Consider the following 20,322-nt stretch of genomic DNA (forward strand, 5'->3'; position numbering starts at 1 on the left):
CCGCGTCAGCGGATGTTCATCAGCGTCTGCATGACCTGGTCCTGCGTCTTCACGGTCTGTGCGTTGGCCTGGTAGTTGCGCTGCGCGACGATCAGGTTGACCAGCTCGGCGGTCAGGTCGACGTTGGAGGACTCCAGCGCACCCGCGGCCAGCGAGCCCTGCTTGGTGCCTTCGCCCGGCGTGCTGGTGAGGGCCGCGCCCGAGGCCTGGGTCTCGGCGTACATGTTGTCGCCCTTGGGCTCGAGGCCGTTCGGGTTCGCGAAGGAGGAAAGCACCACCTGGCCCAGCAGCTTGGACTGCTCGTTGGAGAACTTGCCGGTGATCGTGCCGTCCGGATTGACCGAGAAGGACGTCAGCACGCCGGAGGTGTAGCCGTCCTGGCTCAGCTTGCTCATGCCGTTGGCGGTGCCGAACTGCGTGGTGCCCGAGAGGTCGATCTTGATGTTGACCGGCGACGATCCGTTCGGGAAGGTCATGGCCGGCAGGGTGATCGCGCCGCTCGCAGGCGCCGTGAGGTTGCCGTTGGTGTCGAAGGTCATGCCGGGCGCGGCGCCGGAGATCGGGGCGCCGGCGTTGAGCGCCACGCCGTCGGCCGTGGCGTAGACGTCCCATGCGTTGGCGGCGGTCTTCACGAAGTAGACCGACAGGTCGTGCGCGTTGCCGAGCGAGTCGTAGACCGGGCCGGCGGCGTTGGAGTAGTTGAAGGTGGCCGAATCGGTCGGGTTGAACGGCGTCTTGGTCGGCACCGTGCTGCGGGCGTCGAGGTTGAACTCGGCGTCGACGCCGGTGGTCGCATTCGGCGTCATGGCCTGCGTGGGGATCTGGATCGCCGCCGGCGTGCCGCCGTTGATGCCGCCGCTGGCATTGACGCCGTAGCCGGTCAGGCGCAGCCCGTTGGCGTTGACGATGTAGCCGTCCTTGTCCTTGGTGAACTGGCCGTTGCGGGTGTACATGATCTCGCCGCTGGTGCTGGCCATGCGAAAGAAGCCGTCGCCGCTCAGGATCGCGACGTCCAGCGGACGGCTGCTGCTCTGGGTCACGCCCTGCGTGAAGTTCTGCACCACGCCCGACACCGAGGCGCCGAGCCCGATCCGCGAACCGGCATAGATGTCCTGAAAAGTCGCGGCCGCGGACTTGAAGCCGATGGTGCCGGAGTTGGCGATGTTGTTGCCGATCACATCGAGGTTCGCGGCGGCCACGCCGAGCCCGCTGACGCCCTGGGAAAAGCTCATGATGAATCCTTGTTTCGAAGCAATGAAGAAAAGAGAAGCACGCTGCGCCTCAGAGGAACATGCGCACGTCGGACAGCGCGATGCTCTGGCCCGACGCCAGTTCGAGCGTGACGCCGGTCGCACCCTGCTTGACCGCCGCGACCTGCGCGAAGGTCAGTGCCGTGGCTTCCACGGCCGTGCCGCCGTTGCTGGCGGCCACGGTGAACTTGTAGCTGCCCGCGGGCACCACGTTTCCGGCGTCGTCCTTGCCGTCCCAGGTGACGGCGTTGACGCCTTCGGTCATGCCGCCGGCCTCGATCGTGCGCACGGTCTTGCCCGAGGCGTCGACGATCTTGATCTCGACATCGGCGGCCGTTCCCGGCAGCTGGACGGCGAACGCCTGGACGGCCGGGTCCTTGCCCTCTTCCGCCGCCTTGGTCGCGAGCGTGTTGCCCGGCGACAGCACGTTGTAGCCAATCAGCGAGGCCGCCTGCAGCACCTGGTTGGAGCCGGTCTGGCTCACCAGGCCCGACAGCGTGCTGTTGAGCTTCTCGATGCCGCTCACCGTGCTCATCTGCGCCAGCTGCGAGGTCAGCTCGGCGTTCTCCATCGGATTGAGCGGGTCCTGGTTGTTGAGCTGCGTCACCAGCAGCTTCAGGAAGCGCTGCTCGCTGTCGGAGTTGGAAACGCTGGCGGTGCTGGCCGCTGCGCTGGCCGCGTTGGCGCCGGAGATCGAGGAGGTGTCGGTGATGGCCATGGGATCTTTCTGCTGTGTTGTTACTGACCGATGGTCAGTGTCTTGACCATCAGCGTCTTGGCGGTGTTGAGGACCTCGACATTGGCCTGGTAGCTGCGCGAGGCCGAGATCATGTTGGTCATCTCCTCGACCACGTTGACGTTCGGCATCGCGACATAGCCATCGGCGTTGGCATGCGGGTTCTTGGGGTCGAAGACCATCTTGGCGGGCGAGGCGTCCTCGATCACGCCGGCGACCTTGACGCCGCCGATGTCCTGCCCGCCCGAGCCCGCGACCTCGAACACCACCTGCTTGGCGCGGTAGGGCTGGCCGTCGGGGCCGGCCACGCTCTCGGCGTTGGCGAGGTTGCTGGCGGTCACGTTCATGCGCTGCGATTGCGCGGCCATGGCGGAACCCGCCACGTTGAAGATGTTCATGGAAGCGCTGGGAAGCGGCATTTCGTTCTTTCTTCCGGCTGCCGCTTACTGCTGCACAGCCGACAGCAGCGACTTGATCTTGGCGTTGATCACCGTCAGGTTCGACTCGTAGCGCAGCGCGTTGTCGGCGAAGTTGATGCGCTCGGCATCCATCTCGACCGTGTTGCCGTCGATGCTCGACTGGCTGGGCACGCGGTAGAGCAGGTCCTGGTCGGGCATCGATTTCGACTCGCCGGCCAGGTGGCGCGACGAGGTCGTGGCGAGCGCGAAGGACTGCGACTGCCGGCCCTGCTCCACCGCCTGCGTCAGCCGGCTGGCGAAGTCGAAGTCACGCGCCTTGTAGTTCGGCGTGTCGGCGTGGGCGATATTGGCCGCCAGCACTTCCTGGCGCTGGGCCCGGAGATTGAGGGCTTCGCGGTTGAAGGCGAGCGCCGCATCGAGCTTGTCGATCATGGGGTTCCATCGGTTGACGTCGCGTCCGCACAAGACGGGATGGCGACAGATGGAAAGCGAGTCTATGCATGCATCGCGTTCGCAATGGGCTGAACAAAGGGGGTTTTCGCCAGCACTTCGCGACTTCGCGGCGTGGGCTCGATTCCTAGAATCTCCTGGCGCCGGTGTCCGTCTCCCTTCTGTCTTCCACCCGCGCTTGCCGAGACTTCCCCATGCAACACCGCTTCTGCAGCACCCGCTTGCTGCGCATCGCAATCCCCGCCCTGGTGGCCATGGCGGGCGCCAACGGCGCCGCGGCGCAGCAGCTGCCGGAAGCGGCCCGGGTCGCGATCGAAGGCCTGCTGCAGAGGCAGTCCAACGGACTGCCCGGCAAGCCCAGCTTCAGCACCAAGGCCACCGCCGAACTGCCGCCCTGCGACGACTACGAGGCTTTCCTGCCCAATGGAGCGACGCCCCGCGGCCGGATCTCCATCGGCCTGCGCTGCCGCGGTGACAAGCCCTGGACCCGCTTCGTGCCGGTCCAGGTGGCGATCGAGGGCCGCTACTACGTCGCGGCGCGTGCGATCGAGGCCGGCCAGACCCTGGGCGAGGCCGACGTCACCGAGCGCAGCGGCGACCTCGGCGACCTGCCGCGCTCGGTGGTCACGGAGGCTTCGGCGCTGCAGGGCGTGGTGGCCACCAACCGGATCGCCGCCGGCGCGCCGCTGCGCAAGGAGTCGATGCGCGGCGTGGTCGCGATCCAGCAGGGCCAGACCGTGCAACTGGTGGCCCAGGGCCCCGGATTCACGATCAGCACCGAGGGCAAGGCCCTGACCCGGGCCGAGGTCGGCGCCACCGTCCAGGCCAAGACCCGCGACGGCCGCCTGCTGACCGGCGTTGCCACCCAAGACGGCCAGATCCGGTTGAGCCAATAGGGCCGCCAAGGCGTGGGCCCCATGGTTTTCCATCTGCGCGCCCGCTCGCGAATTGTGCAAACTCCGACCTAAAGTTCTGGCTGCGTCCGCCGATATACGGGTCAGCCCTTTGAGGAACCATCTTGAAAATCGATCCATCCGGCCTCCCGGCCACGCCCCAGAGCCGCCCGACCAAGGCGCAAGCCGCCGCCGCGAGCGGCGTCGATGGCGCTGCGGCGCCCGCCACGGACGGTGCCCAGCCCATGGGCCAGGTCCGCACCCTGCCCGGCACGCCCGGCGGCGACTTCGACGCCGCCCGGGTCGCGGCGATCCGCGAGGACATCCGCGCCGGCCGCTATCAAATCCACCCCGACCGCATCGCCGACGGCCTGCTGGCCAGCGTGCGCGACCTGCTCGATCCGGAAGCCAAGCCATGAACACGATGCTGCTCTACCTGCATGCCGAGAAGACCTGCGTCGAGGAATTCCTCGCCGTGCTCGACCAGGAAGAACAAGCCATGGCCAACGCCCGCTTCAGCGAGCTGACGGCGATCACCGACGAGAAGATCGCCCTGCTGGACCGGATGGCCACGCTGGACCGCCAGCGCGAAACCGCGCAGGTCGCACTGGGCTTCGAACCCGGCCCCGCCGGCGCCGAAGCCGCAGCGGCGGCCGCCGGCGAAGCCACGCGCCAGGCCTGGACCGCCCTGCTGGCACTGGCCGAGGACGCCAAGGCGCGCAACATGCGCAATGGCTCGATGGTCCACACGCACCTCGACTTCACCCAGCGCGCGCTGCATTTCCTGCAATCGAGCGTGCAGTTGTTCTACGGCCCCGATGGGGTGCGCAAGACCGCCGGCGGCGGCAACCGCCTCGCCCTCGGCTGAAGCCTTCTCGGCGCCCTCCGCGGGCGCCGATTCACTTGTTGGGGTTGAGCAGGGCCTTCTCGCCGGTCGCGTGGCGCGAATAGACGGCGATCTGCGCCAGGTCCAGCGCCTCGACCAGCGAGAGTTCCGCCGTGTAGTGGCTGGCGAAGGTGGTCTTGAGCTCGGCCGCCACCCGCGCCTTGAGCTTCGCGGCGCCCTCGGGCCCGATCTTCTGCAGGAACGGGAACAGCAGCCAGCCCCCCATGCCCCAGGTCATGCCGAAACCGCGCGTGAACTCGGTCGGGCCACGGTCGAGGCCGCCGTAGATGTAGACCTGCTTGTGGGTGCTGGAGCCGTAGCGGCTGTATTCGGTGGCGGTCTTGTTCAGTGCCGCTTCCATGCAGGTCAGGATTTGCCCGGCCAGCTTGCCGCCGCCGATGGCGTCGAAGGCCAGGGTGGCGCCGGTGGCGACCAGCGCATCGGTCAGGTCCTGCATGAAGGTCGGCGAAGTGGCGTTGCAGACGTACTTCGCGCCGAGGCCGCGAAGGATGTCTTCCTGCTCCTTCTTGCGCACGATGTTGACGAGCGGGATGCCGTCCTGCAGGCAGATCCGGTTCAGCATCTGCCCCAGGTTGGACGCGGCGGCGGTGTGGACCAGGGCCTTGTGGCCCTCCCGCCGCATGGTCTCGACCATGCCGAGCGCGGTCAGCGGGTTGACGAAGGCGGACGCGCCCTCGGCCGGCGTCTGGCCTTCGGCCAGCGGCATGCACTGGGCGGCGGCGATCGTGCGGTACTGCGTGTACATCGCGCCGCCGAGGGCCGCCACGGTCTTGCCCAGCAGCGCCTGGGCCTCGGGCGAGGCACCCGCGGCGACGACCACGCCGGCGCCTTCGTTGCCGACCTGCATCGACTGGTCCAGGCGACCGGCCATGCTCTTCAGCGCGGCTTCGGGGACGTCGGCGGTGACGACCGGCCGGGACGCCGTGCCCGACGCCTTGGCGGTGCGCAGGTCGGCGGCCCCGAACAGCAGGCCGAGGTCCGACGGGTTCATCGGCGCGGCCTCGACGCGGACGATCACTTCGTGGGCGGCCGGCTGGGCGATCGCCTCCTCGGCCAGCGACAGGGTGAGTTGGCCGTCGCGGCTGACGAGCGAGCGGATCTGCAGGGTGGTGGCGGGCAGTGTCATGGGGGTCTCCGGGCTGGGCGGCCAGTATAGGAGCCGCGGCCGGCCGGCGCCCAGGTTCAGGGCGCCAGGTCGGCGGCGCCGGCGTCCGGATAGGCCAGCACGCGGTCGATCCGCTTGCCCTCGAGCGCCGCCACCTCGAAGCACCAGCCGGCGCAGTCGATGCGCTCGCCCACCTCGGGCAGCTGGCCCGAGACGAACATCAGCAGCCCGGCGACCGTGTTGTAGCGCCCGCGATCCTCCTCGGGCAGCTCGCGGATGCCCAGGCGGGCGCGCAACTCCGACACCGGCATCAGGCCGTCGAGTTCCCAGACACCGTCGGGCCGCTCGCGGGCCCAGGCTTCGTCATGGGTGGCGACCTGCAGTTCGCCGGTGATCGCCTCCAGCAGGTCGCGCGGCGTCATCAACCCCTGCACCACGCCGTATTCGTCGACCACGAACACCAGCCGGCCGGCGTGCGAGCGGAACTGTTCGAGCAGTTCCATGCCGGTGAGCGTCTCGGGCACGAACACGGCGGGCTGGGCCGCCTGCTCGATCGATCCCTCGTGGTCCGGGCCGAGCCGCAGCAGGTGGGCCACGCTGATCACGCCGACCACGTCGTCGAGCGAGTTGCGGCACACCGGATACCAGGAATGGACCAGGTTCAGCGCCCCGGCGGCCGACACCTTCTGCAGGCTCTGGGCGACGCTCCAGGAGGCATCCAGCCATTCGATGTCGGCCCGCGGGATCATCAGCGAGGCCAGCCGCCGGTCGTCGAGGTGGAACACGTTGCGCACCATCTGGTGCTCGTGCATCTCGATCACGCCGGCATCGACGCCCTCCTCGAGGCTGGCGGAGATCTCTTCCTCGGTGACCACCCGGGCGGCGTTCGAGTCGATGCGAAGCAGCTTCAGCGTGGCGGCGGTGGCGCCCGACAGCAACAGAACGAAGGGCTTGGCGCCGGTGGCCAGTCCGCGCATCGGCCGGGCCACGAAGCGCGCCACCGGCTCGGGGTAGAGCTGGCCGATGCGCTTGGGCACCAGTTCGCCGAAGATGATCGTGAAGAAGGTGATGCAGGTCACGACCACCGCGGTCGACGCGATGCTGGCGGTGCCGGCGCCCAGGCCCCAGGCCTGCATCTGCACCGACAGCGGCTCGGCGAAGGCCGCCTCGCCCACGATGCCGCTCAGCATGCCGATCGAGGTGATGCCGATCTGCACGCTGGACAGGAACTGCGTCGGATCCTCCATCAGCTTGAGCGCCGCCGCGGCGCCCGCATCGCCGGTCTCGGCCAGTGCCGCGAGGCGGGCGCGGCGGCTGGTGGACAGGGCCATTTCGGACATTGCGAACAACGCGTTGAGCGTGGTCAGCAAGGCCAGGAGAAAAACATCCATGAAGGCGGGTGAGAATGGGGATCATGGCACTTTACTTGATCGGTGACGTGCAGGGCTGCGACGACCCCCTGCGGCGCCTGCTGGACGACATCGCCTTCTCCCCCAGCCGCGACACGCTGGTCATGCTCGGTGACCTGGTCAATCGCGGACCGGCATCGCTCGCGGTGCTGCGGCGGGTGCAGGGCTACGGCGCTGCCGCGCAAAGCCTGCTGGGCAACCACGACCTGCACCTGCTGGGGGTGGCCCACGGTGCGCGCAAGGCGGGCCGCAAGGACACGCTGCGGGAGGTGCTCGATGCGCCCGATCGCAGCGCGCTGCTCGACTGGCTGCGCCACCAGCCGATGGCGCTGCACCGGCGCCTCGGCGGCGGCGACCTGCTGATGGTGCATGCCGGCGTGCTGCCGCAATGGAGCGTCGCCGACACGCTGGCGGCGGCGGGCGAGCTCGAATCGGTGCTGCGCGGGCCGTCGCTGGCCGATTTCCTGCAGACCATGTACGGCAACGCGCCGGCCCAATGGAACGACGCCCTCTCGGGCAGCGCCCGGCTGCGGGTGATCGTCAACGCGCTGACGCGGCTGCGCTTCTGCAGCGCCGAAGGCGTGATGGAGTTCGACAGCAAGGACGGCGCGGCGGCGCCGCCGGCGGGCTTCATGCCCTGGTTCGACGTGCCCGGCCGGGCCACTGCGGTCGCGACGGTGGCTTTCGGCCACTGGTCGACGCTGGGCTGGAAGTCACGGCCCGATCTGCTGTCGACCGACACCGGCTGCGTCTGGGGCGGCTGCCTCAGCGCGGTGCGCATCGGGCCCACGCTGCAGGACCGCGAATTGATCCAGGTCGATTGCCCGCAGTCCCAGAAACCCGGCTGAGCCGCCGGGCATCCGCTGGATCAGCTGGGTTCGGCGGCCTTGAAAAGCGCCGGCACCTTGCGCTTGGTCTTGATGTTGGCCGAGATGCCGCGCGACGGCGCGGCCTTGGCGGCGGCCTCCCAGGCCGGCGCGCCCTCGCGCTCGACCGGCGCCTCGTAGGGCTGCTCGAAGAACGGATCGCGCGGCGCCGACGGCGCGCGGTGCGGACGGGTGCTGCGCACCGGGCGGCCTTCGGCGCGCTCGCGCGGCCGGTCGAGGGTGTCGAGCACGTCGCGGGCATCGCCCGCCTCGCCCTCTTCGCGCCAATGGCGGCGGCCGTCGTTGATGCGGCCGCGCGGGCGGTCTTCTTCGAATTCGACCGGCTCGAGCTCGATCTTCTTCTTGATCAGCTTCTCGATGTCGGCCACCAGGCGGACGTCGTTGCCGCCGCTGGCGAAGCTCACGGCCAGGCCCGAGGCACCGGCGCGGCCGGTGCGGCCGATGCGGTGAACGTAGTCCTCGGCATTGAACGGGATGTCGAAGTTGAACACCGCCGGCACGTCCTTGATGTCCAGGCCGCGGGCGGCGACGTCGGTCGCCACCAGCAGGTCGACCTCGCCGGCCTTGAAGGCGGCCAGCGCCTTCAGGCGTTCGTCCTGGCTCTTGTCGCCGTGCAGCGCGGTGGTCTTGAGGCCTTCGCGCTCGAGCGAACGGGCCAGCCGGGCGCAGCCCAGCTTGCTGTTGACGAAGACGAAGGCCTGCGTGAGGCCACGCTGGCGGATGATCTGCTTGAGCGCGCGACGCTTGTCGTCGTCGCTGACGCTGTAGAAGCGCTGCTCGACGGTGGAGGCGGTCTCGTTGGGCCGCGCCACTTCGATCGTGACCGGATTCTGCAGGTAGCTGCCGGCCAGCCGCTTGATCTCGGGCGAGAAGGTGGCCGAGAACAGCAGCGTGGTGCGCTGCTTGGGCAGGTACGACAGGATCCGCTGCAGGTCGGGCAGGAAGCCGATGTCGAGCATCCGGTCAGCTTCGTCGAGCACCACGTACTCGACCTGGTTCAGCACCGCGTTCTTGGCCTCGATGTGGTCCAGCAGCCGGCCCGGCGTGGCAACCAGCACCTCGACGCCCTTCTTGAGCTCGAGCGTCTGGGGCTTCATGTCGATGCCGCCGAAAACCACCGCGCTGCGCAGGTTGGTGTACTTGGCATAGAGCGCGACCTGCTGCGCCACCTGGTCGGCCAGTTCGCGCGTGGGCAGCAGCACCAGCGCCCGCACCGGATGGCGCGCCGGCGAGGTCGAGCTGTTCTCGTGCTTGAGCATCCGCTGCAGCAACGGGAGCGAAAAAGCCGCCGTCTTGCCGGTGCCGGTCTGCGCCGCACCCATCACGTCCTGACCCGACAGAACCACCGGGATGGCCTGTTCCTGGATCGGCGTCATGCTCTCGTAGCCCATTTCGGCGACGGCACGCGCGAGGGGTTCGGCCAGGGAAAGATTGGAGAAGGAGCTTGTCATTAAGCCTTCTATTGTCGCACTTTGGCGAAAAACGGCAGTGACAGCGCGGTGACCGGCCGTTTCAGGCCCCCAAACAGGCCCCGACAACTAGAGCGATTTTGCCGCGAAAGTATCGCAATCCTGCATGTTCCCCGACTTGAAACCGGCGCCGAACCAACGCTGCCGCTGGGCGCTGGTGCCGTGGGTGAAGCTGTCGGGCACCACGGCGCGGCCGGCCGAGCGCTGCAGGGCGTCGTCGCCGATCTTCTGGGCCGCATTCATGGCCGCCTCGATGTCGCCCGGGTCCAGCCACTGCTTGGACTGCTGCGAATGGTGGGCCCAGACGCCCGCCAGGCAGTCGGCCTGGAGTTCCACCCGCACGCTCAGGGCGTTGGCCTGCGCCGGGCTGACCCGGCCGCGCATCTGGTCGACCTTGGCCGTGATGCCGAGTTCGTCCTGCACGTGGTGGCCGATCTCGTGCGCGATCACGTAGGCCTGCGCGAAAACGCCGGGCGCGCCGAGCTGGTTCTTGAGGGTGTCGAAGAAGCCCAGGTCGATGTAGACCTTCTGGTCGCCGGGACAGTAGAAGGGCCCCATCGCCGACTGGCCGGTGCCGCAGGCGGTGGGCGTGACGCCGCGGAACAGCACCAGCCGCGAGGGCGTGTAGCTGCCGCCGTTCTGGCGGAAGATGTCACTCCAGACCACCTCGGTATTCTTGAGCACGGTCGAGACGAAGGCCGCCTCGCGGTCATCGGGCGGCGGCTTGTGGGCCGGACCCTGTTGCTGCACCTGGGGCGCCGGCTCGCCACCGCTCAACAGGCCCAGCACGGTCAAGGGGTTGATGCCGAAGATCCAGCCGGCGATCAGCGCCACCGCCACCGTGCCGATGCCGATGCTGCGGCCGCCGATGGGAAAACCACCACCGCCCCCGCCGCCGTCGCGTCGATCCTCGACGTTGTCCGATTGTTCGTTGCCTTCCCACCGCATGACTCGCTCCTCTGCCGTCTCCGGGACGGCCGTCGCAGGATGGTACGCGCTCAGCGAGCCGCCGCGTAACCGACCTTCATCACCTCGCGGGACGGCTTCTGCCGGGCGGGTGCGGCCGGCGCGACCGCGGCCGCCGCGGCCGAGGCGGCGTAGTGGGCTTCCGCCTTTCGCACCTGCGACTGCGTGACCACGGCCATGGCGACCACCTGGACGAGCACGACCGCGGCCAGGGTCGCGATCAGCAGCAGGCGGTAGGGATGGGTCTCGCGAAGGCGCTGGAAAATCGGCATGTTCTCGTTCCTCGTGGCCCCGCGGACGCCGCGTGGGATGGAAGTAGAGAATGCAGGGGCGCGGCCTGCGGCACAGGCGCCATAGGGCCCGAGACGCTGTAGGACCGCGCCGGAGACGCGCCGAAGAGTCTAGTCAGTGGAGGACAGAGCAAAAAACTGCTGCGCAGTTTTCTTGGTCTGTCCCGCCAAGCCTCACGCCTTGGGCAGCGTCACGCCGCGCTGGCCCTGGTACTTGCCGCCGCGGTCCTTGTAGCTGACTTCGCAGACCTCGTCGCTCTCGAAGAACAGAACCTGGGCGCAGCCTTCGCCGGCGTATATCTTGGCCGGCAGGGGGGTGGTGTTGCTGAACTCCAGCGTCACGTAGCCTTCCCATTCGGGCTCGAAGGGCGTGACGTTGACGATGATCCCGCAGCGCGCGTAGGTGCTCTTGCCCAGGCAGATGGTCAGCACGTTGCGCGGAATGCGGAAGTATTCGACAGTCCGCGCCAGCGCGAAGCTGTTGGGCGGGATGATGCAGCTGTCGCCGTGGAAGTCGACGAAGCTCTTCTCGTCGAAGTTCTTCGGGTCGACCACGGTGCTGTGAATGTTGGTGAAGACCTTGAACTCGGGCGCGCAGCGGATGTCGTAGCCATAGCTCGAGGTGCCGTAGCTGATGATCTTGTGGCCGTCCTGCTCGCGGATCTGGCCCGGCTCGAAGGGCTCGATCATGCCGTTCTTCTCGGCCATGCGCCGGATCCACTTGTCGCTCTTGATGCTCATGTCGGGGTCCTTCCTGGGGCCGCTATTCTAGGCAGCCCGGACGCGCTACCCGGTTTGCGAGATCACGGTGCGCTCGATCAGGCGGTCGTCGCCGAGCACGATCAAGGAAAAGAGCAGCTCCTCCAGGTTGTTCGCCAACCCGGTCTTGCGCGCCAGCAGGGGGGTGGCCTTGGGGTCGATCACCAGGAAGTCGGCTTCGCACCCGGGCTGCAGGTTGCCGATGACGCCGTCGAGACCGAGCGCCCGTGCCGCGCCGCCCGTATGGCGCCACCACAGCTGCGACGGCGCGATGCTCACGCCGGGCTTGGTCTGTCCCTCGCGTCCTACGTAGTAGGCCGCCAGCATGGTCGCGAAGGGGCTGAAGCTGGTGCCGCCGCCGACGTCGCTCGCCAGGCCGTACCGATAGCCGATGCGGTCGGCGCCCTCGAAGTCGAAGAAGCCGCTGCCCAGGAACAGGTTGCTGGTCGGACTGACGGCCGAGGCGGTGCCGGTGTCGCGCATCAGGCGGCGGTCGTCGTCGTCGAAATGGATGCAGTGGGCGTAAACCGCGCGCTCGCGCATCAGGCCGAAGCCGGCGTAGACGTCCAGGTAGGAGCGGGCCTGCGGGAACAGTTCGCGCGCCCACTTGACCTCGTCCTTGTTCTCGGCCACGTGCGAATGGACCCAGGTGTCGGGATACTTCGCCGCCAGTTCGCCGGCGCCGCGCAGCTGCGCATCGGTGCTGGTGGGGGCGAAACGCGGCGTGATGGCGTAGCCCAGGCGGCCCTGGTTGTGCCAGCGGCGGATCAGCGCCTCGGTGTCGACCAGGCTCTGCTCGGTCCGGTCGCGCACGCCATCGGGCGAATGGCGGTCCTGAAGCACCTTGCCGGTGATCATGCGCAGCTGCCGCCGCTCGGCGGCCTCGAAAAAGGCCTGCACCGACTGCGGGTGCGAGGTCGCGAAGGTCAGGGAGGTGGTGACGCCGTTGCGCAGCAGTTCGTCGAAGAAGACCTCGGCCACCTCGGCCGAGTGGGCCGGGTCGGCGAAGCGGCTTTCAGCCGGGAAGGTGTAGTTCTCCAGCCAGGGCAGCAGGCCGTCGGCCGGCGCCCCGATGATGTCGGTCTGCGGAAAGTGGATGTGCATGTCGACGAAGCCCGGCGCCAGGATGCGTCCCGGCCAGTGGGTGACCGCGACGCCAGGGTGGCGCGCCGCCACCTCGGCATGGGCGCCGGCGTCCTGCACCCGCTGCCGGCCCTGGGCATCGGGGCCGACCACCAGCAGGCCGTCGGTGTCGAACAGCGGTTGGCCGGCGGCGTCGAATCGCAGGAGGGAGGCTCGGTAGGCGTGCATGGCTGCGAGAGTAAGGCAGACGCGGCGGTATGCAATTTGCATGCGCATATGAAGGCTATATGTCACGAACGGGGCGCCGTCCCGCCGGGGGCCGGCCCGGCCGCCATGCAGGGTCGAACATAATCCGGCACCCATGAAAGTGCTTCTCGTCGCGAACTACGAACCCGATGCCCAGAACAGCATGCTCGCCTTCCGGCGCGTGCTGGAACGCGAGCTGCCCCGCCTCGGCTGCGAGGTGCGGGTGGCGGCCCCGCCGCAGCGGGTGCTGCGCTTCGCGCCCTCGGCGCGCTGGCGCAAGTGGTTCGCCTACATCGACAAGTTCGTGCTGTTCATCCCCTCGCTGGTGCGACAGGCGCGCTGGGCCGACGTGGTGCATGTCACCGACCATTCGAACGGGATGTACATCCCCTGGCTCGGCAGCCGGCCCGCCGCGATCACCTGCCACGACGTGATCGCCATCCAGGCGGCGCGGGGCATGGTTGAGGGCTGGCACGTGGGCCGCAGCGGCCGGCTGTTCCAGCGGCTCATCGTGCGGGGACTGGCGCGCGCCGACGTGATCGCCTGCGTCTCGGACCTGACCCGGCGCGACCTGCTGGCCCTCGATTTGGCCCAGCCGTCGAAGGTGGTGCTGGCGCGGAACGGCCTGAACGACGAATTCTTGCCTGTGCCGCCGGCCGAGTCACAGGCGCTGCTGGCGCGGCTGGGCCTGCGGCCGCAGGAGCCCTACCTGCTCCACGTGGGCGCCGACCTGCCGCGCAAGAACCGCCGGCGGGTACTGGAGACCTTCATCGCGCTGCACGAGCGGGCCGCCGCGGCGTCCCGGCCGGCCCTGGTGCAGCGGCTGGTGTTCGTCGGCCCGGAGCTCGGTCCCGAGCTGGCGCAGCTGGCGCAGCGGCACGTCGTCGCCGACCGGATCACCACGCTGCAGGGTCTGTCGCACGCCGAGCTCCGGGCCGCCTATGCGGGCGCCACCGCCCTGCTCTTCCCCTCGCTGCAGGAAGGCTTCGGCTGGCCGGTGATCGAGGCGCAGGCCTGCGGCTGCCCGGTGTTCACGTCCGACCTCGCGCCGATGAACGAAATCGGCGGCGAGGGCGCGGTCTACGTCGACCCCGACGACCCGGTGGCCATGGCCGAGGCCATCGAGCTGGCGACCCCGCGCCTCGCCGAGCTGCGCCAGGAGGGGCTCGCCAACGCCGCCCTCTACACACCGGGCCAGATGGCCGCCGCCTACGTGGCGGCCTACCGGCTGGCGATCGAGAAGCACGAGGCGAAGCGATGAAGCGGCTGGCGGCGCTGGCGGTGGTCTTCCTGCCCTGGTCGCTCAAGCGCTGGCTGCTGCGACGCTTCTGGGGCTACCGGATTGCGGACGGTGCGCGAATCGGGCTGTCCTACGTCTTTCCGGGCCACCTGGTGATGGAGGAAGGTGCCCGCATCGGCCACCTGAACGTCGCCATCCACCTGGAGCGGATGGAATGCGGCGCCCATTCGATCATCGAGCGCTCCAACTGGATCACCGGCCATCGGCTGGGTGGCGGGCACTTCGGTCACCGTGCCGGACGCGACTCGGCGCTGGTGCTCGGCGCGCACGCCGCGATCACCAAGCAGCACATCATCGACTGCACCGACAAGGTCGAGATCGGAGCCTTCACGACCCTCGCCGGCTACCACTCGCAGATCATCACCCACGGCATCGACGTGGTGGACGGCCGCCAGGACTGCAAGCCGATCCGGATCGGCGCCTACTGCCTGGTCGGCACGCGCGTGATCGTGCTCGGCGGCGCCGCGTTGCCCGATCGCTCGGTACTGGCCGCGGGCTCGGTGCTCAACAAGGCCCACGGCGAGGAATTCGCGGTCTATGCGGGCCAGCCCGCGGTACGGGTCAAGGGCATCGCCCCCGAGGCCGCGTACTTTCACCGGCCCCAGGGCTTCGTGGACTGAGGGCGCGGAGGGGCTTGGCCGGCCCTCTCAGGGCGCCTTGCGCGCGACCCGCCCCTGCACGCCCTCGACCAGCCAGTTCATGTTCAGGATCTGCTCGTCGTCCAGTGCCTGTCCCTTCGCGATGACGACCCGGCCCTCGTTGTCGCGCACATCGGCGGCCACGGCCTGGAAGGGCTTCAGCTTGCCGGCGGCGACGTCCTGCTGGCGCGTCATCACTTCGTCCTGCACCGCCTTCGGCACCTTGGTGCCGAAATCGCCGACGCGGATCATGCCCTCCTTGACGCCACCCCAGACGTTGCCGCTTTTCCAGCTGCCGTCGAGCACGGCACGGGCGCGCTGCGTGTAGTAGTCGCCCCACTGGTGCGTGACCGCGACGACCTGGGCGTCGGGCGCGACCTTGCGCATGTCGGAGTGGTAGGCGACGGCCAGCTTGCCGCGCTCCTGCGCAGCGGCCATCACGGCGGTCGACCCGGTGTGGAAGGCGATCACGTCGACGTCCTGGTTGAACAGGGCCATCGCCGCCTCGCGCTCCTTCGGCGGGTCGAACCAGACGTCCAGCCACACCACCTTGACCCGCGCCTGCGGGTTGACCGAACGCATGCCCAGCGTGAAGGCGTTGATGCCCTGCAGCACCTCGGGGATCGGGAAGCCCGCCACGTAGCCCGCGACGTTGGTCTTCGTCATGCGGCCGGCCGCGACACCGGCGAGGTAGCGGCCCTCGTAGTAGCGCGCATTGGCGGTCGCGACGTTCGGCGTCGTCTTGTAGCCGGTGATCGATTCGAACTTCACGTCCGGAAAGTCGCGCGCCACCTTCAGCGTCGGCTCCATGTAGCCGAAGCTGGAGGTGAAGATCAGCTTGTTGCCCTGCTGCGCGAGGTCGCGGATCACGCGCTCGGCGTCGGCGCCTTCGGCCACGTTCTCGACATAGCTGGTCTTGACCTTGCCGGCCAGCGCGGCCTCGACGGTCTTGCGTCCGTTCTCGTGCTGGCGCACCCAGCCGGCATCGGTGACCGGGGCGACATAGACGAAGCCGATCTTCAGCGGATCGGCCTTCGGCGCGGGTTGGGAAAAAGCTGGAAGAAAGAAACAAGCGGCCGCGAGCGCGGCTGCGAGGTTTTTATACATGGTAGTCCTCTACATGGCCCCGGAATGGAAAAGGCGCCGCGGGGCAGCGGCGCCGGTGCCCATTTTAGCGGAGCCGCCGGCGCTCAACGACCGATCGCGCTTTCGCGCACCGCCTCGCGCATCAAATCGGCCAGCCGGGCCACCGGCGCTTCGGGCTCGGCCTGCGCGCGGGCCATCGAGAGCGCGATCTGCGGCAGCACCGGCAGGCCGGTGCCGGTACGGTCGAGCACGCGCACGTGCGGCGGCAGCCCGAAGGCGGGGCGTGCCGACAGGCCAAGCCCGGCGGAGGTCGCGGCCCACAGCGCGGCCAGGCTGGCACTGGTGAAGACATGGCGCCAGGGAATGCCCGCGCGGTCGAGCACCGTGGTGACGATCTCGCGCAGCGGGCATGGGGCGTCGACCATCACCAGCGGCAGCGGCTCGCGCGACTTGCGCGGGCCGGCGCGCTGCAACTCGGTCCACCACACGGTGTCCAGTGCCGCGGGCGCGGCGGGTGCGATCCATTGCAAGGGCAGTCGCACGAGCTGCTCGGCATGGTCCAGAGGGGCGCTGCCCGCGACCTCCCAGGTCAGGGCCAGGTCGAGCTGGCCCAGCGCCAGGCGCTCGCGCAGTTCGGCGCTGCGCGCCACGCAGGCCTCGACGCGAACCCTGGGATGCGCGCGCGCGAAGCGGCCGAGCACGCCGGGCAGCAGGCTTTCGCCCAGGTCTTCCTGCAGGCCGAGCCGGACCCAGCCTTCGAGGTCGGCGCCGCGCATCGCGGCCGCGGCCTCGTCGTTGATCTCGAGCAGGCGATGGGCATAGGCCAGCAGGGTCTGGCCGGCGTCGGTCAGCTCGAGGCCGCGGCCGGCCTTGCGCAGCAGCGGCGTGCCGGCCTGGCTTTCGAGCTTCTTGAGCTGGGCGCTCACCGCCGAGGTCGAGCGGCCGAGCTTGTCGGCCGCCCTGGCGTAGCTGCCGAGGGCCACGCCGGTCGAGAAGCTGCGAAGAACGTCGAGATCGAACAACACGTGGGTCATGGTCAATCATCCCGTTTTGGTGGATGGATGGTTGATTATTTTCTGATTTTCAAAAGCTTTGCACGAGCGGACACTGCGCCGCATGATGCAAGCCCCCTCTCTCCCCGCCACCTCGTCGCACCGCTGGAAGGTGCTCGCCGCCGGCGTCGCCGCCAACGCGGCGTTCTCGGTCGCCTTCAGCGGCATCCCGATGACCGCCGTGCTGATGCGATCGGGTTACCGGCTCGACAACGCCACGCTGGGCCTGGTGCTCGGGCTGATGGGCCTCGGCATCGCCGTGAGCGAACTGCCGTGGGGCCTGCTGACCGACCGCTGGGGCGACCGGCCGGTGCTGCTGACCGGCCTCGCCGCCACCGCCCTGGCGCTGCTCGCGATGGCGCTGCTGGCAGCGCCGACGCCGCGGCACGTGCCCGGCCTGGGCTGGCTCGGTGCCGGCCTGCTCGGGGTCGGCCTGCTGGGCGGCAGCGTCAACGGCGCCAGCGGCCGGGCGGTGATGGGCTGGTTCGCCGACGGCGAGCGCGGCCTGGCGATGAGCATCCGGCAGACCGCCGTGCCGCTCGGCGGCGCGGTCGGCGCCATGCTGCTGCCGGCGGTCGCATCGCGCTTCGGCTTTGCGGCGATGTACGGCGTACTGGCCGCACTGTGCGCGCTCAGCGCCCTGCTGGCCTGGGCCTGGGTGCACGAACCCGCGGCGCCGCTCGCGCCCTTTCCGGCCGCCGCGCGGGTCGCGCAGCACCGGGATGGCCCGCTGCGCGACGCCCGAATCTGGCGCCTCGCGGCGGGCATCGGCATCCTGTGCGCGCCGCAGTTCGCGGTGCTGTCCTTCGGCACGGTCTTCTTGCACGACTTCAGCCACGCCGGGCTGGGCGCCATCGCGGCCGCGATGACGGCGATGCAGGTCGGGGCGATGGCGATGCGGGTCTGGAGCGGGCGCTGGACCGATCGTCGCCGGAACCGGCCGGCCTACCTGCGCGCCTGCAGCCTGCTCAGCATGCTGCTGTTCGCGGCACTGGCGGCGCTGGCACTGGCGGACGACGCCGCGACCGGTGGTTCGGCTGCGCTGCGCGCGCTGCTGATCGGGCTGCTGGCCGTGAGCGGCCTCTGCGTGTCGGCCTGGCACGGCGTCGCCTACACCGAGCTGGCCACCCGCGCGGGCGCGGCCCGGGCCGGCACCGCACTGGGCATGGCGAACACCAGCGTGTTCATGGTGTGCTTCGCGACGCCGCTCGGCATTCCCCACCTGTTGGCCCTGCAGGGCTGGCCGCTGGTGTGGCTGGCGGCCGCGGCCTGCGCGGCCGCCGCCCTGCCGCTGCTCTCGGCGCCGGCGGAGGCGGTTCAGGCGAAGGCGTCGAAGGCCGAGTTGAGCCGGTCGACATAGGCGCGCTTGGCCGCGGCATCGACGAAGCTGCCCTCGAAGCTGTTGGCCGCCAGCTGCCAGGCATGCTGCGCCGTGAGCCCGGTGGCGGCGAAGGTCTCGGTGAAGTTCTGGTTCATGTAGCCGCCGAAGTAGGCCGGGTCGTCGGAATTCACCGTGGCCACCAGGCCGCCGTCGAGCAGCGCGCGCAGGTTGTGCTGCCCGAGGTCGGGGAACACGCACAGCTTGAGGTTCGACAGCGGGCAGACGGTCAGCGGAATGCGGTCCTGGGCGAGCCGCTTCATGAGCGCGGCGTCCTTGGTGCTCTGCACGCCATGGTCGATGCGCTCGACCTTGAGCACGTCGAGCGCGCTCCAGACATAGGCCGGCGGCCCCTCCTCGCCCGCATGGGCGACCAGGTGGAAGCCGAGTTCGCGGCAGCGTGCGAACACGCGGGCGAACTTCTCGGGCGGATGGCCGAGCTCGCTCGAATCGAGGCCGACGCCGATGAAGCGGTCGCGAAACGGCAGCGCCTGCTCCAGCGTGGCGAAGGCATCCTCCTCGCTGAGGTGGCGCAGGAAGCACAGGATCAGCTCGGCATCGACGCCGAGCCTGGCCTTGGCATCGACGCAGGCCCGGTGCAGGCCGTCCATCACGGTCTGCATCGCGACGCCGCGCTCGGTGTGGGTCTGCGGATCGAAGAACATCTCGGTGCGCACCACGTTGTCGGCCGCCGCCCGCTCCAGGTAGGCCCAGGCCATGTCATAGAAGTCCTGCTCCTTCAGCAGCACGCTGGCGCCGGCGTAGTAGATGTCCAGGAAGGTCTGCAGGTTGGTGAAGGCGTAGGCGGCGCGCAGGTCCTCGACGCTGGCGTAGGGAATGGCGACGCCGTTGCGCTGCGCCAGCGCGAAGATCAGCTCGGGCTCGAGCGAGCCCTCGATGTGGATGTGCAGCTCGGCCTTCGGCATGGCGCGCAGCAGCGCGGGCAGGCGGTCGGCGGCGATGTCGCGGACGGTGCGTTGTTGGGGAATGGTCATCAGCAGACTCCGAAGGTGATGCCACGCATTTTGAGGTGGCGGCGATAGAGGGACGAGGCCTTGTCGGCCACGGTGTGGAGCTCGGCGCGCAAGTCGAGCGGCAGCCGCTTGGGCGCCTGGGATTCGAGCACCGGCTTGTCCTGCAGGAAGATCGTGTCCTGGAAGGCGCGCACCGAGGCCGCGTCGCGCTCGAAATCAGAAGTGGCGAAGCGGAACCAGACCCGGCTGCGCTCGGCATCGACCGGGCAGATCCGGAGCGCGATCGATTCGCGGTAGCCGTCGATGCCGACGCTCGAAGCCTCGGGCACCTTGGTCAGCATCGCCGCATAGGGCGCCGTGACCTCATAGCCGTATTCGACCTGCGCCGGCGCGGTCGAATGGGCCGTGGACTGAGGCTGCCAGGCCTTGCAGCCGGTCGCGCGCAGGCCGTCGGGCGTGGCTTCGACGCGGTAGTCGTCGATCACGGCCATCTCGCGCGCGCCGAGCCAGCCTTCGTGCACGAAGCCGAAGTGCGCCATGTCGAGGAAGTTCTCGACCAGGCGCGGGGCGCTGGTCTCGACGTCGTAGGGGCCGCAGCTGATCTTGCGCATGCCGGCGTCGGACTCGGCCTCGAAGGCGGGCAGCGCGGCATCGCCCTGGCCAACACTTTCGAGACGGACCCACACCAGGCCCTGGGCCTCGACCGCGGCATGCGCCATGGCGCGGTGCGTGGCCGGCGGCACGAAGTCCGGCAGCGCCGGCACCTGGATGCACCGGCCGTCGGGCTCGAAGCGCCAACCATGGTAGGGGCACTCGAGCGCCGCTCGGCCATCGCAGGCGACGACGCGGCCGAGCGAGAGTTGCGCGCCACGATGCGGGCAGCGGTCGGCCCAGGCGTGGACAGCGGCGGCCTCGTCGCGCCACAGCACCAGGTTCTCGCCGAGCAGTCGCACGGCCACGGGCGCCGCTGCGACTTCATCGGCCAGCACGACCGGGTGCCAGAGTTGTCTTTCGATCATCGTGGT

22 protein-coding genes are annotated in these 20,322 nt (G+C 69.3%); 7 read left to right on the forward strand and 15 right to left on the reverse strand.

The features are described from left to right. Positions 1–5 precede the first annotated feature (5 nt). Genes flgE through flgB form a run of 4 tightly spaced genes read right to left on the reverse strand, consistent with a single transcriptional unit; the run spans position 6 to position 2,837 of the window. Positions 6–1,232 (reverse strand): flagellar hook protein FlgE, encoded by a 1,227-nt coding sequence (flgE, locus tag QZH52_RS00065; RefSeq protein WP_301802133.1) that lies wholly within the window; start codon positions 1,230–1,232, stop codon positions 6–8. A 49-nt stretch (positions 1,233–1,281) separates the two neighbouring features. Further along, positions 1,282–1,968 carry a flagellar hook assembly protein FlgD gene (locus QZH52_RS00070; RefSeq protein ID WP_286526947.1) on the reverse strand — a complete coding sequence of 229 codons (687 nt, stop codon included), beginning with the start codon at positions 1,966–1,968 and terminating at the stop codon, positions 1,282–1,284. Positions 1,969–1,988: 20 nt separating this feature from the next. Next, on the reverse strand, positions 1,989–2,405 hold the full coding sequence (flgC, locus tag QZH52_RS00075; protein ID WP_301802142.1) for a flagellar basal body rod protein FlgC: 417 nt from the start codon (positions 2,403–2,405) through the stop codon (positions 1,989–1,991). Between the two features lie 24 nt (positions 2,406–2,429). Continuing rightward, a complete protein-coding gene (gene flgB, locus QZH52_RS00080) occupies positions 2,430–2,837 on the reverse strand; it encodes a flagellar basal body rod protein FlgB (protein WP_286526945.1) in 408 nt (135 codons plus the stop codon). A gap of 212 nt (positions 2,838–3,049) precedes the next feature. On the opposite strand from flgB, the gene flgA reads away from it, so the two are divergent. From flgA to QZH52_RS00095, 3 genes are all read left to right on the forward strand, one after another. After that, on the forward strand, positions 3,050–3,751 hold the full coding sequence (gene flgA / locus QZH52_RS00085; RefSeq protein ID WP_301802148.1) for a flagellar basal body P-ring formation chaperone FlgA: 702 nt from the start codon (positions 3,050–3,052) through the stop codon (positions 3,749–3,751). Positions 3,752–3,873: 122 nt separating this feature from the next. Beyond that, a complete protein-coding gene (gene flgM / locus QZH52_RS00090; RefSeq protein WP_286526943.1) occupies positions 3,874–4,167 on the forward strand; it encodes a flagellar biosynthesis anti-sigma factor FlgM in 294 nt (97 codons plus the stop codon). After that, positions 4,164–4,616: a flagella synthesis protein FlgN gene (locus QZH52_RS00095; RefSeq protein ID WP_286526942.1), complete on the forward strand. Its 453-nt coding sequence runs from the start codon at positions 4,164–4,166 to the stop codon at positions 4,614–4,616. The genes flgM and QZH52_RS00095 overlap by 4 nt, the downstream gene beginning before the upstream one ends. Positions 4,617–4,647: 31 nt before the next feature. Here the strand turns inward: QZH52_RS00095 and QZH52_RS00100 are convergent, their stop codons facing one another. Beyond that, positions 4,648–5,781, reverse strand: coding sequence for a zinc-binding dehydrogenase (locus tag QZH52_RS00100; RefSeq protein WP_301802154.1), 1,134 nt, complete (start codon positions 5,779–5,781; stop codon positions 4,648–4,650). 56 nt (positions 5,782–5,837) lie between these two features. Further along, a complete protein-coding gene (locus tag QZH52_RS00105) occupies positions 5,838–7,151 on the reverse strand; it encodes a hemolysin family protein (RefSeq protein ID WP_301802157.1) in 1,314 nt (437 codons plus the stop codon). A 23-nt stretch (positions 7,152–7,174) separates the two neighbouring features. Here QZH52_RS00105 and QZH52_RS00110 point away from each other — a divergent pair, with 23 nt between their 5' ends. Beyond that, positions 7,175–8,017 (forward strand): symmetrical bis(5'-nucleosyl)-tetraphosphatase, encoded by an 843-nt coding sequence (locus QZH52_RS00110; protein WP_301802158.1) that lies wholly within the window; start codon positions 7,175–7,177, stop codon positions 8,015–8,017. 20 nt (positions 8,018–8,037) lie between these two features. On the opposite strand, the gene QZH52_RS00115 is transcribed toward QZH52_RS00110, so the two are convergent. The 5 genes from QZH52_RS00115 to guaD form a co-directional block, all read right to left on the reverse strand. Further along, positions 8,038–9,507 carry a DEAD/DEAH box helicase gene (locus tag QZH52_RS00115; protein ID WP_301802160.1) on the reverse strand — a complete coding sequence of 490 codons (1,470 nt, stop codon included), beginning with the start codon at positions 9,505–9,507 and terminating at the stop codon, positions 8,038–8,040. A gap of 87 nt (positions 9,508–9,594) precedes the next feature. Beyond that, positions 9,595–10,473, reverse strand: coding sequence for a KPN_02809 family neutral zinc metallopeptidase (gene ypfJ / locus QZH52_RS00120; protein WP_301802163.1), 879 nt, complete (start codon positions 10,471–10,473; stop codon positions 9,595–9,597). A 50-nt stretch (positions 10,474–10,523) separates the two neighbouring features. After that, positions 10,524–10,763, reverse strand: a complete 240-nt coding sequence (locus QZH52_RS00125) for a hypothetical protein (protein WP_301802166.1) — start codon at positions 10,761–10,763, stop codon at positions 10,524–10,526. 192 nt (positions 10,764–10,955) lie between these two features. Beyond that, a complete protein-coding gene (dcd, locus tag QZH52_RS00130) occupies positions 10,956–11,522 on the reverse strand; it encodes a dCTP deaminase (RefSeq protein WP_286371529.1) in 567 nt (188 codons plus the stop codon). A gap of 45 nt (positions 11,523–11,567) precedes the next feature. Continuing rightward, positions 11,568–12,851, reverse strand: a complete 1,284-nt coding sequence (guaD, locus tag QZH52_RS00135) for a guanine deaminase (protein ID WP_301802174.1) — start codon at positions 12,849–12,851, stop codon at positions 11,568–11,570. 133 nt (positions 12,852–12,984) lie between these two features. On the opposite strand from guaD, the gene QZH52_RS00140 reads away from it, so the two are divergent. Further along, the gene (locus QZH52_RS00140) at positions 12,985–14,130 is read left to right on the forward strand and encodes a glycosyltransferase family 4 protein (protein ID WP_301802177.1); all 1,146 of its coding nucleotides are present in this window, start codon (positions 12,985–12,987) and stop codon (positions 14,128–14,130) included. Next, positions 14,127–14,789, forward strand: a complete 663-nt coding sequence (locus QZH52_RS00145; RefSeq protein WP_301802180.1) for an acyltransferase — start codon at positions 14,127–14,129, stop codon at positions 14,787–14,789. The genes QZH52_RS00140 and QZH52_RS00145 overlap by 4 nt, the downstream gene beginning before the upstream one ends. A gap of 27 nt (positions 14,790–14,816) precedes the next feature. Here the strand turns inward: QZH52_RS00145 and QZH52_RS00150 are convergent, their stop codons facing one another. Then, positions 14,817–15,914, reverse strand: coding sequence for a BMP family ABC transporter substrate-binding protein (locus tag QZH52_RS00150; RefSeq protein WP_301802183.1), 1,098 nt, complete (start codon positions 15,912–15,914; stop codon positions 14,817–14,819). Between the two features lie 83 nt (positions 15,915–15,997). Next, the gene (locus tag QZH52_RS00155; protein ID WP_301802185.1) at positions 15,998–16,927 is read right to left on the reverse strand and encodes a LysR substrate-binding domain-containing protein; all 930 of its coding nucleotides are present in this window, start codon (positions 16,925–16,927) and stop codon (positions 15,998–16,000) included. A gap of 82 nt (positions 16,928–17,009) precedes the next feature. On the opposite strand from QZH52_RS00155, the gene QZH52_RS00160 reads away from it, so the two are divergent. Continuing rightward, entirely contained in the window at positions 17,010–18,305 is a 1,296-nt protein-coding gene (locus QZH52_RS00160; RefSeq protein WP_301802188.1) for an MFS transporter, read from the forward strand. Here QZH52_RS00160 and QZH52_RS00165 read toward each other — a convergent pair. Further along, positions 18,263–19,318, reverse strand: coding sequence for an adenosine deaminase (locus QZH52_RS00165; RefSeq protein WP_301802191.1), 1,056 nt, complete (start codon positions 19,316–19,318; stop codon positions 18,263–18,265). The two genes, QZH52_RS00160 and QZH52_RS00165, sit on opposite strands and share 43 nt — an antisense overlap. Continuing rightward, positions 19,318–20,316: a Rieske 2Fe-2S domain-containing protein gene (locus QZH52_RS00170; protein ID WP_301802194.1), complete on the reverse strand. Its 999-nt coding sequence runs from the start codon at positions 20,314–20,316 to the stop codon at positions 19,318–19,320. The genes QZH52_RS00165 and QZH52_RS00170 overlap by 1 nt, the downstream gene beginning before the upstream one ends. Positions 20,317–20,322 lie beyond the last annotated feature (6 nt).

The sequence above is a fragment of the Variovorax ginsengisoli genome, assembly GCF_030486595.1.
Classification (GTDB): domain Bacteria; phylum Pseudomonadota; class Gammaproteobacteria; order Burkholderiales; family Burkholderiaceae_C; genus Variovorax; species Variovorax ginsengisoli_B.

Coding starts and splice junctions, on each gene's coding strand:
- flgE (WP_301802133.1), bottom strand. CDS start 1,232: ATGAGCTTTTCCCAGGGCGTCAGCGGGCTCGGCGTGGCCGCCGCGAAC.
- QZH52_RS00070 (WP_286526947.1), bottom strand. CDS start 1,968: ATGGCCATCACCGACACCTCCTCGATCTCCGGCGCCAACGCGGCCAGC.
- flgC (WP_301802142.1), bottom strand. CDS start 2,405: ATGCCGCTTCCCAGCGCTTCCATGAACATCTTCAACGTGGCGGGTTCC.
- flgB (WP_286526945.1), bottom strand. CDS start 2,837: ATGATCGACAAGCTCGATGCGGCGCTCGCCTTCAACCGCGAAGCCCTC.
- flgA (WP_301802148.1), top strand. CDS start 3,050: ATGCAACACCGCTTCTGCAGCACCCGCTTGCTGCGCATCGCAATCCCC.
- QZH52_RS00095 (WP_286526942.1), top strand. CDS start 4,164: ATGAACACGATGCTGCTCTACCTGCATGCCGAGAAGACCTGCGTCGAG.
- QZH52_RS00100 (WP_301802154.1), bottom strand. CDS start 5,781: ATGACACTGCCCGCCACCACCCTGCAGATCCGCTCGCTCGTCAGCCGC.
- QZH52_RS00105 (WP_301802157.1), bottom strand. CDS start 7,151: ATGGATGTTTTTCTCCTGGCCTTGCTGACCACGCTCAACGCGTTGTTC.
- QZH52_RS00110 (WP_301802158.1), top strand. CDS start 7,175: ATGGCACTTTACTTGATCGGTGACGTGCAGGGCTGCGACGACCCCCTG.
- QZH52_RS00115 (WP_301802160.1), bottom strand. CDS start 9,507: ATGACAAGCTCCTTCTCCAATCTTTCCCTGGCCGAACCCCTCGCGCGT.
- ypfJ (WP_301802163.1), bottom strand. CDS start 10,473: ATGCGGTGGGAAGGCAACGAACAATCGGACAACGTCGAGGATCGACGC.
- QZH52_RS00125 (WP_301802166.1), bottom strand. CDS start 10,763: ATGCCGATTTTCCAGCGCCTTCGCGAGACCCATCCCTACCGCCTGCTG.
- dcd (WP_286371529.1), bottom strand. CDS start 11,522: ATGAGCATCAAGAGCGACAAGTGGATCCGGCGCATGGCCGAGAAGAAC.
- guaD (WP_301802174.1), bottom strand. CDS start 12,851: ATGCACGCCTACCGAGCCTCCCTCCTGCGATTCGACGCCGCCGGCCAA.
- QZH52_RS00140 (WP_301802177.1), top strand. CDS start 12,985: ATGAAAGTGCTTCTCGTCGCGAACTACGAACCCGATGCCCAGAACAGC.
- QZH52_RS00145 (WP_301802180.1), top strand. CDS start 14,127: ATGAAGCGGCTGGCGGCGCTGGCGGTGGTCTTCCTGCCCTGGTCGCTC.
- QZH52_RS00150 (WP_301802183.1), bottom strand. CDS start 15,914: ATGTATAAAAACCTCGCAGCCGCGCTCGCGGCCGCTTGTTTCTTTCTT.
- QZH52_RS00155 (WP_301802185.1), bottom strand. CDS start 16,927: ATGACCCACGTGTTGTTCGATCTCGACGTTCTTCGCAGCTTCTCGACC.
- QZH52_RS00160 (WP_301802188.1), top strand. CDS start 17,010: ATGATGCAAGCCCCCTCTCTCCCCGCCACCTCGTCGCACCGCTGGAAG.
- QZH52_RS00165 (WP_301802191.1), bottom strand. CDS start 19,318: ATGACCATTCCCCAACAACGCACCGTCCGCGACATCGCCGCCGACCGC.
- QZH52_RS00170 (WP_301802194.1), bottom strand. CDS start 20,316: ATGATCGAAAGACAACTCTGGCACCCGGTCGTGCTGGCCGATGAAGTC.